This is a genomic window from Bordetella sp. 02P26C-1, from assembly GCF_009763255.1.
Classification (GTDB): Bacteria; Pseudomonadota; Gammaproteobacteria; order Burkholderiales; family Burkholderiaceae_B; genus Bordetella_A.
Map to the genome: position 1 here is coordinate 256,068 of NZ_WSJB01000012.1, position 16,835 is coordinate 272,902.

Annotated in this window: 15 protein-coding genes; 6 read left to right on the plus strand and 9 right to left on the minus strand. The window is 60.2% G+C overall.

What is annotated here, in order from left to right; all coding sequences use genetic code 11:
* Positions 1 to 152: 152 nt before the first annotated feature.
* On the minus strand, positions 153 to 1,535 hold the full coding sequence (locus GOQ28_RS08370) for an aldehyde dehydrogenase family protein (RefSeq protein ID WP_160356120.1): 1,383 nt from the start codon (positions 1,533 to 1,535) through the stop codon (positions 153 to 155).
* A 111-nt stretch (positions 1,536 to 1,646) separates the two neighbouring features.
* Between GOQ28_RS08370 and ptrR the strand changes: the two genes are divergently transcribed.
* Positions 1,647 to 2,546, plus strand: a complete 900-nt coding sequence (ptrR, locus tag GOQ28_RS08375) for a putrescine utilization regulator PtrR (protein ID WP_160350720.1) — start codon at positions 1,647 to 1,649, stop codon at positions 2,544 to 2,546.
* 16 nt (positions 2,547 to 2,562) lie between these two features.
* On the opposite strand, the gene GOQ28_RS08380 is transcribed toward ptrR, so the two are convergent.
* The 4 genes from GOQ28_RS08380 to GOQ28_RS08395 form a co-directional block, all read right to left on the minus strand.
* On the minus strand, positions 2,563 to 2,985 hold the full coding sequence (locus tag GOQ28_RS08380; RefSeq protein WP_160356121.1) for a cupin domain-containing protein: 423 nt from the start codon (positions 2,983 to 2,985) through the stop codon (positions 2,563 to 2,565).
* Positions 2,986 to 3,112: 127 nt separating this feature from the next.
* Positions 3,113 to 5,593 (minus strand): branched-chain amino acid ABC transporter ATP-binding protein/permease, encoded by a 2,481-nt coding sequence (locus tag GOQ28_RS08385; RefSeq protein WP_160356122.1) that lies wholly within the window; start codon positions 5,591 to 5,593, stop codon positions 3,113 to 3,115.
* Complete coding sequence (locus GOQ28_RS08390) at positions 5,590 to 6,468, minus strand: branched-chain amino acid ABC transporter permease (protein WP_160350723.1); 879 nt, start codon at positions 6,466 to 6,468, stop codon at positions 5,590 to 5,592. Before GOQ28_RS08390 ends, GOQ28_RS08385 begins: the two co-directional genes overlap by 4 nt.
* 25 nt (positions 6,469 to 6,493) lie before the next feature.
* Complete coding sequence (locus GOQ28_RS08395; RefSeq protein WP_160356123.1) at positions 6,494 to 7,678, minus strand: ABC transporter substrate-binding protein; 1,185 nt, start codon at positions 7,676 to 7,678, stop codon at positions 6,494 to 6,496.
* A gap of 305 nt (positions 7,679 to 7,983) precedes the next feature.
* Between GOQ28_RS08395 and GOQ28_RS08400 the strand changes: the two genes are divergently transcribed.
* From GOQ28_RS08400 to GOQ28_RS08420, 5 genes are all read left to right on the plus strand, one after another.
* Positions 7,984 to 8,394 carry a nuclear transport factor 2 family protein gene (locus GOQ28_RS08400; RefSeq protein ID WP_202109423.1) on the plus strand — a complete coding sequence of 137 codons (411 nt, stop codon included), beginning with the start codon at positions 7,984 to 7,986 and terminating at the stop codon, positions 8,392 to 8,394.
* The gene (locus GOQ28_RS08405; protein WP_160356124.1) at positions 8,391 to 9,332 is read left to right on the plus strand and encodes a polysaccharide deacetylase family protein; all 942 of its coding nucleotides are present in this window, start codon (positions 8,391 to 8,393) and stop codon (positions 9,330 to 9,332) included. Before GOQ28_RS08400 ends, GOQ28_RS08405 begins: the two co-directional genes overlap by 4 nt.
* The gene (locus tag GOQ28_RS08410) at positions 9,329 to 10,558 is read left to right on the plus strand and encodes an amidase (RefSeq protein ID WP_160356125.1); all 1,230 of its coding nucleotides are present in this window, start codon (positions 9,329 to 9,331) and stop codon (positions 10,556 to 10,558) included. The genes GOQ28_RS08405 and GOQ28_RS08410 overlap by 4 nt, the downstream gene beginning before the upstream one ends.
* Positions 10,551 to 11,294 (plus strand): GntR family transcriptional regulator, encoded by a 744-nt coding sequence (locus tag GOQ28_RS08415; RefSeq protein ID WP_160356126.1) that lies wholly within the window; start codon positions 10,551 to 10,553, stop codon positions 11,292 to 11,294. Before GOQ28_RS08410 ends, GOQ28_RS08415 begins: the two co-directional genes overlap by 8 nt.
* Before the next feature lie 162 nt (positions 11,295 to 11,456).
* On the plus strand, positions 11,457 to 12,467 hold the full coding sequence (locus tag GOQ28_RS08420; protein ID WP_160356127.1) for an XdhC family protein: 1,011 nt from the start codon (positions 11,457 to 11,459) through the stop codon (positions 12,465 to 12,467).
* A gap of 84 nt (positions 12,468 to 12,551) precedes the next feature.
* Here the strand turns inward: GOQ28_RS08420 and paaK are convergent, their stop codons facing one another.
* From paaK to paaN, 4 genes are read right to left on the minus strand one after another with little or no spacing between them, the layout of a single operon-like run.
* Positions 12,552 to 13,871, minus strand: a complete 1,320-nt coding sequence (gene paaK, locus GOQ28_RS08425) for a phenylacetate--CoA ligase PaaK (protein WP_160356128.1) — start codon at positions 13,869 to 13,871, stop codon at positions 12,552 to 12,554.
* Between the two features lie 12 nt (positions 13,872 to 13,883).
* Positions 13,884 to 14,357, minus strand: coding sequence for a hydroxyphenylacetyl-CoA thioesterase PaaI (paaI, locus tag GOQ28_RS08430; protein WP_160350731.1), 474 nt, complete (start codon positions 14,355 to 14,357; stop codon positions 13,884 to 13,886).
* 8 nt (positions 14,358 to 14,365) lie between these two features.
* On the minus strand, positions 14,366 to 15,154 hold the full coding sequence (gene paaG, locus GOQ28_RS08435; RefSeq protein WP_160356188.1) for a 2-(1,2-epoxy-1,2-dihydrophenyl)acetyl-CoA isomerase PaaG: 789 nt from the start codon (positions 15,152 to 15,154) through the stop codon (positions 14,366 to 14,368).
* A 10-nt stretch (positions 15,155 to 15,164) separates the two neighbouring features.
* The gene (paaN, locus tag GOQ28_RS08440) at positions 15,165 to 16,829 is read right to left on the minus strand and encodes a phenylacetic acid degradation protein PaaN (RefSeq protein ID WP_160356129.1); all 1,665 of its coding nucleotides are present in this window, start codon (positions 16,827 to 16,829) and stop codon (positions 15,165 to 15,167) included.
* Positions 16,830 to 16,835: the final 6 nt, after the last annotated feature.

Consider the following 16,835-nt stretch of genomic DNA (forward strand, 5'->3'; position numbering starts at 1 on the left):
GTCTATTTTCAAAATGAAGCAATAGACTTCAGTTATTGGCAGCCCTAAGTAACTCGCCTCGTAGCGCGGTTCCTGCACGGCTTGGTAAAGCGGTCTGATACTGCAGCACGATGCGGCAGCGTGACGCGTCGGCCACGCTACCGCCATCAAGCCTACTTACGCCCCACCCATACTGTCTTCGCGCTGCAGAATTCGCGCACGCCAAAGTGCGAGAGCTCGCGGCCAAAGCCGCTTTTTTTCACGCCCCCGAACGGCACGCGCGCATCGCTGCCGCTATAGCCGTTGGCGAACACGCCGCCCACGTCCAGCTGAGCACCGATTTCCAAGGCGCGCTGCGGATCGCCCGCGTACACCGTGGCGGTTAAGCCGAACTGGCTGTCATTGGCCAGCTCCACCGCGTGCTCGGCATCGCGCGCGCGGATAATGGACGCTACCGGGCCGAACATTTCTTCGCGAAAAGACGTCATGTCCGAGGTCACATTGGCGAATACCGTGGGCTTGTAGTAGTTGCCCGCGCCCGGGGCTTTTTCGCCGCCCATCAGCAAGGTTGCGCCCTCTTCGATCGTGCGGCGCACTTGCTTATCGAGCTCGTCACGCAGATCGAACCGCGCCATGGGGCCGATGTAGGTCTTCGGATCTGTCGGATCTCCCATGATGAGTTCGCGGGTCTTGGCGACAAAACGCTCGGTGAACGCATCGTAGATCGCGTCCTCGACGATAAAGCGCTTGGCTGCCGCGCAGACTTGGCCCGAGTTTTGGAAGCGACCAATCACCGCTGCCTGCACCGCCTCGTCCAGATCGGCGTCCGCCATCACGATAAAGGGATCCGAGCCGCCCAATTCAAGCACGCATTTTTTCAATGCCGCGCCGGCCTGCGCGCCAATTGCCGCGCCTGCTCGCACGCTGCCGGTCAACGTCACGGCGGCGATGCGATCATCGACGATGGCCGCGGAGACCAGATCGTTGTCTACGTTGATGATTTCGAACACGCCGGCCGGCAAGTCCGCGCGCTCAAAGGCTTCGCGCAACAGGTAGGCGCAGCCCATCACACTCGGTGCATGCTTGAGCACATAAGTATTGCCGGCAAGCAGCGCCGGCACCGCGCCGCGCAAGACTTGCCAGATGGGAAAATTCCACGGCATCACGGCCAGGATAGGACCCAGCGGGTGGTATTCCACCCACGCTTTCTGGTTATCCACCGCCGTGGGTTCGTTTTCCAGCATGGCCGGGCCGTTGGCCACATACCAATCGCACATACCCGCGCATTTCTCGATCTCGCCGCGCGCCTGCGTGATGGGTTTACCCATCTCGGCGGTGATCATGCCGGCCAGGCGATCGATATCGTCGCGCAGGGCTTTAGCCAACCGTGTAATGGCCGCGGCACGTTGCGCGAGCGGCGTGCGCTTCCATGTGGCGAATCCCGTGGCAGCACGCGCGAGGGCTTGTTCCAACTGCGCGGCGGTTTCGAAAGGGTAAGTCGCCAACTGTTCGCCGGTGGCGGGGTTGACCGAGATGGCAGCGGTGGGTTTGTTCATGGATCTGATCTCCTATCCTCGAACGAGATGGGTAAAGCGTGAACATACCCTGGCGAGAAACTACCGAAAAGTGAATAATATTCAGCAACTCATTCACAATCCGAGAGCATTATGGATTTCGCCCAGCTGGAAATGTTTCGCGCCGTCGCGCAGCAAAAGACGGTGGCGTTGGCTGCCCAGGCCTTGCATCGCGTGCCGTCCAATTTGACGACCCGCGTCAAACAACTGGAGGCGGAGTTAGGCGTGTCCCTCTTCATCCGCGAGAACAACCGTTTGCGCTTATCGCCGGCGGGACATATGTTTCTGGGCTACACCAATCGCATCCTCGGACTGGTCGAGGAAGCGCGCCGCGCGTTATCCGGAGACGTTCCGGCCGGCCGTTTTTCCCTCGGGTCACTGGAAAGCACGGCGGCCGTGCGTATCCCTTGGCTGTTGGCGGCCTTTAACCAGCGCTACCCACAGGTCGAGCTGGATTTAACGACAGGGCCGTCAGGGTCCATGATTCAGGGCGTCTTGGACGGGCAACTCGCCGCCGCGTTGGTCGATGGCCCTATCAATCATCCTTCGTTGACGGGCGTGCCCGTATTCGACGAAGAAATGCTGATCATTACTTCGTCACAGCACGGCCCCGTCACACGAGGGCAGGATGTAGCGGGCGCGGTCATTTATGGATTCCGCGAAAACTGTTCTTATCGCCATCATCTGATCAAATGGCTCGCCAGCGACGGCGCGGTGCCGGGCAAGGTGCGCGAAATGGAGTCCTATCACAGCATGCTGGCCTGTATCAGCGCAGGGGGTGGTGTGGCCATCATCCCGCGTTCCATGCTCGAGAGCATGCCAGGACATCACACCGTCAAAGCCTGGCCCATGGGAGCTGAGTTCGCGGTACTGAAAACCTATTTGATCTGGCGCACTGATACGAGTTCGGCGGCGCGTGATGTCTTTCTGCAGTTGCTTCAGGAGCACGCGCAATCGACAACCGCGCAGGCGTCCATAGCCGCCAGCCTGTGACGCTTGCGAGGCTTACCTAGCCGCGTGCCGGCTGCCATCCAGGTTCGGCCATCTCGAAGCTGGAAAATTCGAACCCCGGCGCGACGGTGCAGCCCACCAGGGTAAAACGTCCCAACGGACGTGCAGCCTGCCAGTAATTGGCCGGCACCACGGCCTGCGGACGTTGACCACGTGCGAGGTCAATACCGAGCGTAATGTCTTCGGATGTGGTGCCATCGGAGACGCTAAGCAGCAGCGGATCGCCCGCGTAGAAATGCCAGACCTCGGCGGCGTCGTGCACACGGTGCCAATGTGAGGCGTCTCCGGCTTCCAGCAGGTAATAGATGGCGGTCGAATGCGCGCGCCCATTACCCTGCGTGTCTCGAAACGTCTCAACAAACCAGCCCCCTTCGGGGTGGCGCTGCATGCCCAAGGTGTTGATGATGTCGCGGGCGTCCACATTCGACCTCTTTATGTGTCAGATGATCCCGTGATCATAGAACGCTGCGCACTCCGGGGAACGACCCGACGGCGGCAAAAGTCGGCCGTCGTCGGATCGTAGCGCGCGTCCGATACGCGCCCACCTGTCAGGCATGCCCACCAAGATAGGCTTGTGCAAGATCATCGTTGGCGGCGATCTGCGCGGCAGTGCCTTCAGCGACCACGTGTCCGCCCTCGAGCACATAAGCGCGATCCGCCAAGGCCAGGGCCAGACCCGCCATCTGATCCACCAACAAGATGGTCATGTTCTCGTCGCGCAAGCGATCCAAGGCCGCGAACAATTCCGCGATCACTTTGGGCGCAAGACCCAGCGAAGGCTCGTCCAGCAACAGCACGCGTGGCCGACTCATCAGACCGCGTGCCACCGCCAGCATCTGTTGTTCCCCACCAGAGAGCAAGCCGGCACGCTGATGCAGACGTTCACGCAGACGCGGGAAACGTTGCAACATGCTTTCCACACGCGCTTCTCGATCAGTCGGGTCCAGGAATGCCCCCAGCCGGATATTGTCCAGAACCGACAGTTCGGGAAATACCTGACGGCCTTCGGGCACCAGTACGAGACCGAGACCCACCACCTCCTCCGCGCCCCGCCCTTCCAATTGATGGCCGTCTATATGCATCGCGCCCGACTGACTGCGATGCAGCCCGGAGAGGGTGCGCATTAACGTGGATTTACCCGCGCCGTTGGCGCCCAGCAACGCCACCATTTCGCCCGCCCGCACATGCAGGCTGATGCCGTGAAGCACCGGTTCAGCGCCATAGCCAGCCACCAGACTGTCCACGCCCAACAGTTCCTTGCCCGGCTCGCGTGGCGCTTTGGCATCGCGCACGGGAGCGTCCAGCGATTCGCCTAAATAAGCTTGTTTCACCGCGGGATCATTCTGCACCTCGGCCGGCGTGCCCACCGCCAGACGCTTACCGGCATCCAATACCACCAGCTGATCGGAAATCGCCATGACCAGCGCCATGTCATGTTCGACCAGCGCCACGCCCACTCCCATGCTTGCGATACGACGCAGCAGTGCGGCAAGGCGATCTTTATCCTCGCGCGACAAGCCCGCGGCGGGTTCATCCAGCAACAGTACATCGGGGTCTGTTGCCAACGCGCGCGCGATTTCCACCAAGCGGCGGTCTACATGCGCCAGACCTGCCGCAGCGATATACGGTGAGCCTTCATATCCACAAAAGGCGAGCAGCGCACGGGCATGCTGGCGCACCGATGGGGCGTGATAGCGCGCGGACGAGAAGAGTCCACCCAGACGGCCGCGGCACATCGCGAGTGCAATGTTGTCTTCGACGCTGAGCGTGCCGAACAACTGCGAGGTTTGATAGGTACGAGCGACACCCGCGCGAGAGATACGGAACGCAGGAGAACCCGACAATGTTTTGTCGCCCAAGCGAACCGCACCCATAGAGGGACGATAGAACCCGCTCAGCATGTTGAGCGCTGTGGTTTTGCCCGCGCCGTTCGGACCGATCAAGCTGGTGACGCTCGACGGCGGCACATGCATGGACAGATCGCTCACCGCACGCACACCGCCAAAGGTGATGCCCAGGCCTTCGGCCGCGAGCGTCGCGCGTTCACGTTTGGACAGGGCCACGTTCTCCGTTGCGGGCATCGCAGCCGGTGCCTGATCCGATTTGTGCTTGCGAAAGATCTGACGCCACAACCCGACCACCCCATCGGGGGCTACCCACAATACGACCAGCAGTAATGCGCCGAAAAACAAGAGACGATAGCTTTCGAGCGACGCCAGCAACTCGGGCAACAAGCCCACCACCAAGGCGCCCACGATGGGACCCAGCACAGTACCAGCACCGCCAAGAATCACGACCAGCACGAACAGGATGGACTGCATGAAGCTGAATGTCTCGGCCGTCACGAAGCCAGACAAGGGTGCGAACAAGCCGCCAGCCAGGCCGGCCGCGGCCGCCGAGACCGTAAACGCGACGACCTTCACGACCAGAGGATTCAAGCCGATGGACTGCGCAGCGGTCTCACTATCGTTGACCGCGCGCATCGCCGCGCCCCAGGTCCCGCGCGCAAGGCGCACGTAGGCCAGCATCAGCACCACCGCAGAGACCAGGGCCAGCACGGTCATCGTTTGTTCTGGACTCCAGCTATCAATCCATTGCGGCGGCATGATGCCCATGATGCCGTTTTGCCCGCCTGTCAGGCCGGACATTTCCACAATGGCGTGCTGCACGATAAAGCTGAACGCGATCGTGATCATGGCCAGATAGGGGCCTTTGACGCGTAACGCAGGCAACGCCAACAGCGTGCCCAGCACGGCGGCAAAGAAGGTCCCCGCTGCCCAGGCGGACCAAAAATTCCAACCCGCCTTGGTCGTCAATATCGCAACGGTGTATGCCCCTATCGCGTAAAACCCAACGTGACCAAAAGAGACCTGGCCAGTCAGTCCAACGAGGACGTTCAAGCCTATACCCACGATCGCAATCAATACGATACTGGCCAGGACGAATACATAATAGCTATTGAGCGTGAACGCCAATGCCAGGACCAGCGCAACCGCCGCAGCGCCCGCGACTAATGATGAGTGCTTCATACTTTCTTGACCTCTGACCGACCGAAGAGACCGTTGGGGCGCACTGCCAACACAACAATAACCAAGGCAAACGTGATGATTTGCGTGTAACCCGAGCCCCACGTGACAGTGATCAGCGCCTCGGCAATGCCGAAGATCAGTCCCGCGATCATCACGCCCCAGGCGCTGGAGATACCGCCCAAAATGGCCACCGCGAAGGCCTTCAGACCAAACAACGTGCCCATATCGGCATTAACGTTAAAGAGCGGCGCGATCAGAATGCCGGCCACACCGGCGAAAACCGTCGACACCGCGAACGCGGCCGCGACCGCGCGTTTGATGGGGATACCCATCAAGCGGGCCGCATCGCGGTTCTGCACCACGGCGAGCAAGGCGGTACCCCATCGCGTGCGGCGCGCGACCACATGCAGTGCGCCCGCCAACGCAAAACCAATCAGGGGAATCACCAGCTGCAACGGGTACACGCCCAGACCCTGCCCGCCGATATCGATCGGCGACACCGCCAGCGGCGATGGCAGACTGCGCGGCTCCTTACCGAAGGTGTGCATCACGATGTTGTCCAACACGATGCCTAACGCCACGGTAGACATCAGCCAGGCATTGGACCCTCGCGATGCGAACGGGCGCACCGCGAGAAACTCCACGAGCAGACCATACAGCGCGCAGCACAGCAGCGCCAACACAATGGCGGGACCCATACCCCATCCCAGCGTCTGCGCAAAGGTAAAGCACAGCACCGCGCCAAGCATCATCGAACTGCCCTGCGCAAAGTTCACCGTGCCCGACACGGAATGGGTCACATGGAATCCCAGGGCCATCAAACCATACATACTGCCCAGGCCCAGGCCCGTAATGAGCGCCGCTATAGACTGCATCACATACTCCGCTTGACTGCCCGATTTACTGCGATAGACCAACCGGCAGAATCCGGTTGTCGATGAATTGCGCCCACACGTAGTCGTCCGAGGTCAGGGCGTCATGCTGCTCGGGGGTGAACGGCTGCTTGTACTGCTTGATCAGGCCGTCGTAGTTGGCAATCTTGTAGAAGCCTTCACGGATGGCCTCGCCCTTGGTCGAGCCTGCATTTTGAATCGCCAGTGCGGTAAGCATCATCGCGTCATATGCATTGGCTACGCCCACGGCCGGCGTGATGTCCTCGGGGCCTTTGATATTGGAATACTTGGCTTTGAGCGCAGCCACGACTTTTTCACCCACGGGCGATTGCGGGCCAAAGAAGCTATACGTTTGCACGAAGTGCACGTTCTTGGCGTTGGGCCCGGCCAGTTCGGTAAAGCGACCACCGGCAGGGCCCCAGTGCGACACCACCGGCACCTTCCAGCCCATGCGATCCAGCGACTTCACCACCTGCGCCGAGGGGCCGACGTTGCCCACGAGGAACAAGGTGTCAGCGCCGGCCGCCTTCAGGCGCGTCAACTGCGGCACCACGTCCACATCGTTGCCTTCGAATTTTTCGCTGCCCACGGGCTTCATGCCTTTGGCTGCGAGCGCCGCCACCACGCCTTTCTCGTTCGATTCACCCCACGGGTTATTCACCATGATGAGGCCAAACTTCGAAGTGCCGAAGGTTTTTTGGGCGTAGTCCACCATGCCTGCGTCAACGATCTCATCGACGGCCGAGACGCGGAACACGTAATTCGGGTTCGCGCCGTTCTTCGTGATGCCAGTACCCGCTGCCCAGGGACCGATATAAGGCACCTTGGCTTGATTGACCAACGGGACGATGGCCATCGAAACAGGGGTATCCAGTCCACCAAAGATCGCGGCGACCTTTTCCTTATAGATCAGTTCACGTGCCGCCACGACGCCCTTGGCCGGGTTCGCTTCGTCATCGCGACGCACGAGTTCCAGCTTGCGGCCATCCAGCAAACCGCCCGCGGCATTGATCTCGTCGATGGCAACCGTCAATCCACGCGTGATCGCTTCGCCGGCCAACGCCGACTGACCGGACAACGCCGTGATCAAACCAATCTTGATCGGCTCGGCAGCTTGAGCGCCAGCCCCCAGGCCCGCGCAGAACAACGCAATAGCAGTGCAAACAAAGGAGCGGCGAGAAATACGAGACATGGGGTACTCCCAAAAGTAATCGAGATAGAAGGCCGTGATGTGGTGGGCCTGCACGGTCACTCAAGCAAAACCCATGCCAATTTTTTAAAAATGCTGTGACGTTGGCATGCACTTTGCTTGATCTTCCATAGTGATTTGTCGTCAATTCAGCCGTGAAGATTGCCGACAATCTGGTGCTTTCCTCGCAGCCAAGTGCGTGGGGACGCACGGATTGCGGCACGGTACGACGACCACAATGCCTTAACTCATGCACCAACATGGCGCACTCACTGGGACATATGATGCAAAACGCACCACAACAGGACATGCAAGCCCTTCCCGCCGATCCGGGAGCCCTGGTCGACGCTTATTTGACGACGCTGATGAAGCCCGACCCAGAGGGCGCGCGCCGCTACGTCAGTCCCGAACTGCGCATCCGGTTCACCGGCGGGCGCGCGATGCGTGACCCGTCGGAGTGCACCGCATTCAACAAGTCACGCTATGCGTGGGTGAAAAAGCGCTTCGAGTCCACCGATGTGGTGATGGGTGCAACGCCGGCGTACGCGGTCGTCTACAACCGTGGCACCCTGTATGGTGAATGGCTGGACGGCACGCCTTTCGAAGGGAACCGGTATGTCGATCGCTACGTCGTGCGTGATGGTCTCATCACGGAAATGGACGTGTGGAACGATTCCGCGGAGTGGCTGTTGGTTAAAGCAGGATTAGCAACACTATGAGCGAGCACGTCGATCTGCAGCATGACGCCGACGCGCTCTTTGCGCCACTGCAATGCCATACCAGGTTTGGCTATAGCGCGATTCATCGACGCCCGCATTACCGTTGGCCCAAGGGCAATGGCCTGGCCGTGTATATCGGCTTTAATATCGAGCACTTTGCGTTTGGATCCGGCATGGGAGCAAAGCTCGGCGCGAGCTTTGGCGAACCGGATGTGCTGAACTATAGCTGGCGCGAGTATGGCAACCGGGTGGGCGCGTGGCGCTGCCTGGATTTGTTTGACAATCTCGGTTTGCCGACCGGCGTGATCGCCAACACCGCCATCCTGGACCACTGCCCCGAACTCATCGAAGCCTGCGTGGCACGCGGCGACGAGATCATCGCGCATGGACATACCAACGCCGAACACCAAGGCGCCTATAGCGAAGCCGCCGAACGCGCGTTGTTGCAGGGTTGCGCCCATCGGTTCGAGCGCGGCGTCGGCGTGCGGCCCACGGGCTGGCTTTCGCCCTGGATCGCGGAATCGCATTTGACGCCGGATCTGTTGGCGGAATCGGGCTATCGCTACACCTTGAACTGGTGCCATGATGATCAGCCCACACAGTTGTGCACGCGCCGGGGCGGGCAGCTTTGGTCGATTCCCTATCCCCAGGAGGTCAACGACATTCCTATGATCGTCGCGCGACAAATGGATGGCAAAGACTTCGCGCAATTGATCATCGACAACTTCGACGAGATGCTTGAACAGTCGCGCCAACAGCCTCTGGTCATGGGCATCGCGCTGCATCCGTATCTCGTTGGCCAACCTTACCGTCTGCGATATCTGCGCCGCGCGCTCAGCCATATTGCCGCCTATCGTGATCGTGATGAAATCTGGTTCACTACGCCAGGCGCCATCTGCGATCATGTCACTCAATTGAATCAAGCGACTGCCGTATGAACTCGTCAACAACTAACGCTCTGCCTTTTGAAGACACCGTGGGCGCCTGGGTGCCGCATGGCCGCTTCACTGTTGCCCCGGTTTCCGAAGGCCCATTAAGTGGGCTGACCTTCGCCGCTAAAGACTTATTCGACGTCGCTGGCCATCGCACCGGCGCGGGAAACCCGACCTGGCTTGATACCCACGCACCGGCCAGCGCGCATAGTGCTTTAGTCGCACAGCTACTTGGCGCGGGTGCGACGCTGCATGGCAAAACAATTACGGACGAACTCGCCTACAGCATTCATGGCGACAATATGCACTATGGCGCACCGCTCAATACGCGGGCGCCGGATCGCGTAACGGGCGGATCTTCCAGTGGTTCGGCTGCGGCGGCTGCTGCCGGATTGGTGGATTTCGCGTTGGGTACGGACACCGGGGGCTCCACGCGCGTGCCCGGCAGTTATTGTGGCCTGTGGAGCCTACGCACCACGCATGGCTTGCTTAGTACCGAAGGTGTGGTGCCCTTATCGCCCTTATTCGACACGATGACGTGGTTAGCCGCCGATGCGGACGTCTTCGAACGCGTCGGTCAAACTCTGCTGAACGATTCGAACGAACCCGTCTGGCGCGATGCCGTGGTGCTGACAGACGCATGCGCGCAGGCCGAACCCTTATTCGCGCCGTTGATCGATCGCGTCATTGACACATTAAGCACGCAGTTTTCATTGCCGGTCAGCTATGCGCCCAGCTCGGACACGGAACTCGAGATTTGGCGACAAACCTATATCACGGTTTCGGCCTACGACGCCTGGCAAACGCACAAGGACTGGATCACATCCGCCCGCCCGACGTTCGCAGAGGCGATCCAGGGACGCTGGCAAGCCGCCGCCAACATCAGCGTCGAGGCCGTTGAACAAGCCCGATCGTTAGAAACCAAGCTGAAGGCGCAGGTGCGCAATGTGCTGGGTGTGAATCGCATCGCGATCCTCCCGTCGGCCTCCAGCCCCGCGATCGAACGCGGCGCCGATGCGGCGACCGTCGATGCGATTCGCGCCAGTACCTTCCGGATCACCTCCGTCGCGGGCTTGGCGGGCTTGCCCCAGGTCAACATTCCGTTTATTGCACAGAACGGTTTGCCGGCAGGCGTGTCACTGTTGGGGCCGGCCGGCAGCGACCTCGCGCTGATACGACTCGCCGTTGCCGTGGGTAAAAAACTGAACGCATTAGGGTGCGGCCATGGCTGACGCCCCGCGCGAGACCCGGCGCAGCCGCCCTGCCTTGCAAACCCGTGCCGAGGAATCCCACGAGGCTGCGGAGACACGGATTTATCAATCCGTGGTCAGCGGCGTCATGAGCCAACGACTGCGGCCCGGCACCAAACTGCCGGAAGCAGCGCTATGCGAACTCTTCGGAGTGGGCCGCAGCATTGTGCAGAAAGCGTTACAGCGGCTCGCACATGACCACGTGGTGGAGCTGCGTCCCAACCGTGGCGCCATTGTCGCCATGCCGACCCCTGACGAAGTCGGCAAACTATTCGAGGCGCGGCGAGCACTGGAAGCGGCCGTTCTGCCACTGGTCGCGCAATGGGCCACGCGTGCGGACTATGCGATGCTACGCCGCCAGCTGCGCGACGAACAGCGCGCCATGCATCATGCGCCCCAGACCGAATGGGCACGGTTGGCGAGCGGATTTCATCTGAAGTTGGGCGAGCTGTCTCGCAATCCCCTGCTATCGCGTTATCTTATGGAACTCATCTCGCGCTGTTCGCTGGTTGTCGCGATCTTTCAGCCACCGGGCAACGCCACCTGCGAGCATGACGAACACGCGCGTGTTGTCGATTACCTGGAACAAGGAAAAGTCGACCTTGCCATCGCCGAGATGGACCATCATCTGCGTGACTTGGAGAGCCATATCAAGCTTGATACCGATAAGGATGAGCTGAGTCTGGCGCAGATGCTGGGGATGGAGGAACAGGCGTAACGGGGTTGCCGATCTGCCCACTGTTCGTCTGCGTGCGCTTGGCGACGGTTAGCTCCAGGCATCGCGCCGTCCGCGCGGTGCGCGGGTCGTGCAACATGATAAAGTGCTTCAGACCCGCTTGGCGTCACCCTCGAATCGCCTCAGTACGGATATATTTTCGACATGGACAACATCGATGTAATGGTGCTGCGTACCGCGCGCGACTGGCTGCGCGCGGGCAACCGTGTCTTGCTTGCCACGGTCATACGGACATGGGGTTCTTCGCCCCGGCCGGTGGGCGCGATGATGGCGCTTAATGAGGACGGCCGCGCTGTCGGCAGCGTCTCGGGCGGCTGTATCGAGGACGACCTCATCCAAACCTACACAACGGCATTCGGGGGCTCGGGGCTGCCCGACGAGGCCACACGACGCGTCACCTACGGCGTCACCGCTGATGAGGCGCACCGGTTCGGTCTGCCCTGCGGCGGGACGCTGGAATTGCTGCTTGAATGCCGTTTGTCGCTGGAATCGCTGGACGCCGTGGTAACGCGGCTGCATGCAGGCGAGTTGCTGCGCCGTACGGTCAGCCTGGCTGAGGGGCGTGTGACGCTGGAGTCTACCGATACCACGCATGAACTCGTGATCACTGATGATTTCATGCAGAACACGCTGGGTCCGGGCTACCGCATGTTGCTCATCGGTGCCGGATCTCTGACGGAATATGTCGCGACCATCGCAGCGTTCAACGGATTCGCCATAACGGTGTGCGATCCTAGACGCGAATATATGGCCACCTGGTCCGGTCCCCAGGTGCACATGACCAGCGAAATGCCCGACGATGCAGTCAACGCATTCCGTCCCGACGTCCGCAGCTGCATCATTGCCCTCACGCACGATCCTAAGCTGGATGATCTCGCGTTGTTAGAGGCATTGCGCAGCCCGGCGTTTTACATCGGCGCTATCGGATCGCGGCGTAATAACGCGGCGCGTCGGCAGAGGATGATTGAGCATTTCGGCGAAACCGAGGCCACGCTGGCACGTCTGCGCGGTCCGATCGGTGTGTACATCGGCAGCAAGACTCCCGCGGAAATCGCTGTGAGCCTGATGGCGGAAATCATCGCTGTGAAGAATGGCGTACAGTTACCCAAAGAGACGGCGGTAGCGGTCGCCAAGGAAATGCAAGGGTTGCTTTAAGGCTTTCCCATTCCATGACAATCGATGGTTGAACGCACACAAGCCGACTCGAAATCCTCGGCTTGTGTGCGTCCCGGTATTCAATCAGGTATTACGCGCACGCTTATCTATCACCCGGCGAGCCTTGCCAGTCAGTGTGCGTTCGACCGCCCCGACCTCAGACACCCGCACCCGCGCACTTACGCCGATATAAGACTTCACCGCGTGCTGCAACTGTTTGCCTAGCGATTCACGCTCAGCATCAGTCAGGTGAGCATATTCGTCGCGTACCTCGGTCAAAATCTCCAACTCGTCCAGATGACCACTACGAGTCAGCACCAGTTGATAATGCGGTGCAAGCTGTGCAATCTTGAGGACCTGCTCTTCAACCTGTGTTGGGAACAGATTCACACCACGCACGATCAGCATGTCATCACTGCGACCGGTGATCTTGCCAATACGCCGCATGCTGCGCGAGGTGGGCGGCAGAAGACGCGTCAAATCGCGGGTACGGTAGCGAATGATGGGCATCGCTTCCTTGGTCAACGACGTAAACACGAGCTCTCCTGTTTCTCCGTCGGCCACGGGTTCGCCCGTATCGGGATTGATGATCTCGGCATAGAAATGATCCTCCCAGATCACCGGGCCGTCCTTGCTCTCGACGCACTCGCTGGCCACTCCAGGCCCCATTACCTCAGACAGACCATAGATATCCACCGCATCGATCGCAGCCGCAGCCTCGATGTCCTGACGCATCTGGCCGGTCCATGGCTCCGCGCCAAAGATCCCGATACGCAACGAGCTTTCGCGGGGGTCTAGACCCTGGCGGCGCTGCTCTTCGAGGATATTGCAGAAATACGAAGGCGTGACCATGATGATATCGGGGCGGAAATCCTGGATCAGCTGGACTTGCTTTTCCGTTTGCCCGCCCGACATCGGGATAACGGTACAACCCAATTTCTCCGCTCCGTAATGCGCACCCAGCCCCCCGGTGAAGAGGCCATAGCCATACGCCACGTGAACGATGTCACCAGGCTTGCCGCCAGCCGCGCGTATCGAACGCGCCACCAGGCCTGCCCAGTTGTCGAGGTCCTTTGCGGTGTATCCCACCACAGTGGGTTTGCCTGTCGTGCCGCTGGAGGCATGAATCCGCGACACCTTCTCGCGCGGCACCGCGAACATCCCATAGGGGTAGTTATCACGCAGATCTTTCTTCGTGGTGAAGGGAAATTTTTTGATGTCCGCTAACTGCTTCAGATCACTCGGGTGCACCCCTGCCGCATCGAACGCCTTTCTATAGTGCGGCACATTCTCATAGGCATGCGCCAGCGTCCAGCGCAGCCGCTGCAGCTGGAGGGATTCGATCTCATCGCGGCTGGCGTGTTCTATGGGATCCAGACCGGGCTTGCTCACGGCGATGGACATGATACTTGTCTCCTAAACTGTCGGTGTGCCGACTATCTGACCTTTGATGCGATACGAACGCCCGCGAAAAAACGCGAGTGTTTTGCCATCTTGATTCGTGACCGTGACGTCGTAAACGCCCGTACGCCCGGACAAGGAGCGCTCTTGCGCGACCGCTGTCAGCTCATCGCCCGGGAATGCCGGTGCCACGAAATCGATGGTGCAGCCCGACGCCACGGTACTCACGTTGCGTGAATTACAGGCGAACGCGAATGCGCTGTCCGCCAGCGAAAACATAAAACCTCCGTGACAGGTTTGATGCCCATTTAACATTTCTGGCCGCACGCGCATGGTCAGACGCGCATAACCCGGTGCCATTTCCACCACACGCATGCCCAAGCCCTGGCTCGCTGCATCCACCGCAAACATCGCCTCGCCAACGGCCTCGGCAAGCGCTTGAGGTTCTTCGGGCACGACGGCATTGGTCGGAGCGGAAGTGAAATTCATGTCGTTCATCACCGCCCCTTGAATCGCGGCTCGCGCTTATCGAGGAATGCGGCAACGCCTTCTGCATAATCGTCGCTGCGACCCAATTCGCGCATCAGATCGCGTTCGAGATCCAGTTGCGTATCCAGGTCATTCTGCAGACTTGCTTGAATCGCCGCCTTGGTGCTGGCCAGGCCTTTGGTTGGCGCGCTGGCAAAGTGCTTCGCCAAAGCCTCTAGCCTTTGCTCGAATTCCGCATCCGACACGCATTGCCAGATTAATCCCCAATCTTGAGCCTGACGCGCAGAAAGCTTCTCACCTAATAGCGATAGCCCTAATGCGCGAGCCCGGCCTACCAATCGTGGCAACACGAACGTACCGCCCGTGTCGGGTAATAAGCCCAGACGGCTAAACGACTGAATAAAGCTGGCCGACTCTTTCGCGATAACAATGTCTCCGGCCAGCGCCAGATTCGCGCCGGCACCCGCTGCTACCCCGTTGACTCCGACCACGACGGGCAAGGGCAAGGCATGGAGCCGACGCACCAAGGGAGAGTAAAACTTCTCGATTGTCGCGCCCAAATCCGGAGGTCCATCCTGCGGGCCCATCCGACGTTCGCTCAAATCCTGGCCCGCACAAAACCCACGTCCCGCTCCCGTCAACACGAGGGCGCGCGCGCCATCTTGTTCCACACGCGTCAAGGCATCGGCAACTTCCTCGTGCATCTGCGCAGTAAAGCTATTGAGTTTGTCTGGCCGATTCAAGGTCAGGCGAGCGATCCCGTCAGACAAGTCAAAAAGGATGTTCTGATAAGTCATGGCGATACCCTTAGACATGACGGCGTGTTTGCACCACGCGGAATCGATTGGCGACAAAGGCCGAATCCGACAGGGCCGCGTTGGCCGCGGGATTTGCCCCCGTGCCATGAAAGTCGCTGAACGCAGCCGTCTGATTGACAAAGACCGCCCCGGTCAAATTCAACGATAGCGCCACCCCCGACACCTCGGCGGCCTCTTGAATCCGCGCGGCCACCGACTCATCCGTCGTGTAGGCGGACATCGACAATGCGCCATGACGTAGCACGCTCTCGCGCGCAAGTTCGATGCTGTGTTCCGTGGAATCCGTGGCCACGACAAACGCGATCGGACCGAACCACTCTCGCTCGATATTGGCATCGCCCGCCTCGGCCTGCAGCAATAGCGGCGTGCGGATCCGCGCCTGTGCAAATCGCGGATGAGTCAGCTCGCGACTGTCCGTCAACACTGGCAAGCCCAATGCACGCGCCGCATCGATACGCTCGGCGATACCGGGGTTCTGGATGGCTCCGGTAATCTCCACCGCTTTCTCGGGATCGCTGCAGAGCTTTTCCACCGCCGTGGCAAGCGCCCGCGCGACCTCGTCAAAACTCACCAGACCCTCAGCTGTCTGGATACCCGCACGCGGAACATAGATGTTTTGCGGTGCCGTGCACATCTGCCCCGAATACAAGGCCAGAGAGAAAGCGAGATTCCTCACCGCCGACTTCAGATCCTGCACCGAGTCGATAATGACCTGGTTCACGCCCGCCTTTTCGGTATACACCTGAGCCTGACGCGCATGCTGTTCAAGCCAGTTGCCATTGGCGCTGCTGCCGGTGAAGTCGATGATCTTGACGCTGGGATCCAGTGCTAAAGTCTTCGCCGTATCCTCGTCGGCCGCATGCGCGGCCAGCTGTACGACATCCGGATCAAAGCCCGCCTCGGCCAGCACCTCGCGCGCGATGCGCACCGTCATCGCCAGCGGCAGGATCGCCCCCGGATGCGGTTTGACGATGACCGTATTGCCGGTGGCGAGACTGGCGAATAGACCGGGATACCCATTCCACGTGGGAAATGTCGAACACCCTATCACCAGTGCGACACCACGAGGCACGATGGTGAAATGTTTTTCCATCTTGATAGGATCGTGCTTGCCCTGGGGCTTTTCCCACAATGCCACGCCGGGAATGCGTGACATCTCCTGCCAGGCATAGGCAACCGCCTCCAAGCCGCGATCCTGCGCATGCGGACCACCCGCCTGGAACGCCATCATGAAACCCTGCCCGGTCGTATGTTGAACGGCATAGGCAATTTCGAAACTACGTTGATTCAGCCGCGCCAGGATTTCCAGCGACACCCCCACCCATGCGCGCGGCCCGGCGCGACGCCATTGCGCCAAGGCTTGATTGGCCTGTTTCACCAAGGTCGTCGCCGGCACGCGCGGGTACGTAATATCCAGCGCAAAACCAAATGGCGATTGCTCGTCGCCCACCTGCCCATCTGCACCATTCAATGCCAAGGGGAATTCGTTGCCGCGTAACGCCTCGAACGCCGCCTGGCCTTGCTCGTTGGCGGTTTCGCCATAATGGCGCGGGCTCGGCGACTCCGCGAAAGCGCTCCAGTAGCCGCGCGACGCGGCCGCTTCAACTGCGCGCTCTAGCAGGGGCTCGTGACGTTGAAAAAAATCTGATGACACAGTGGG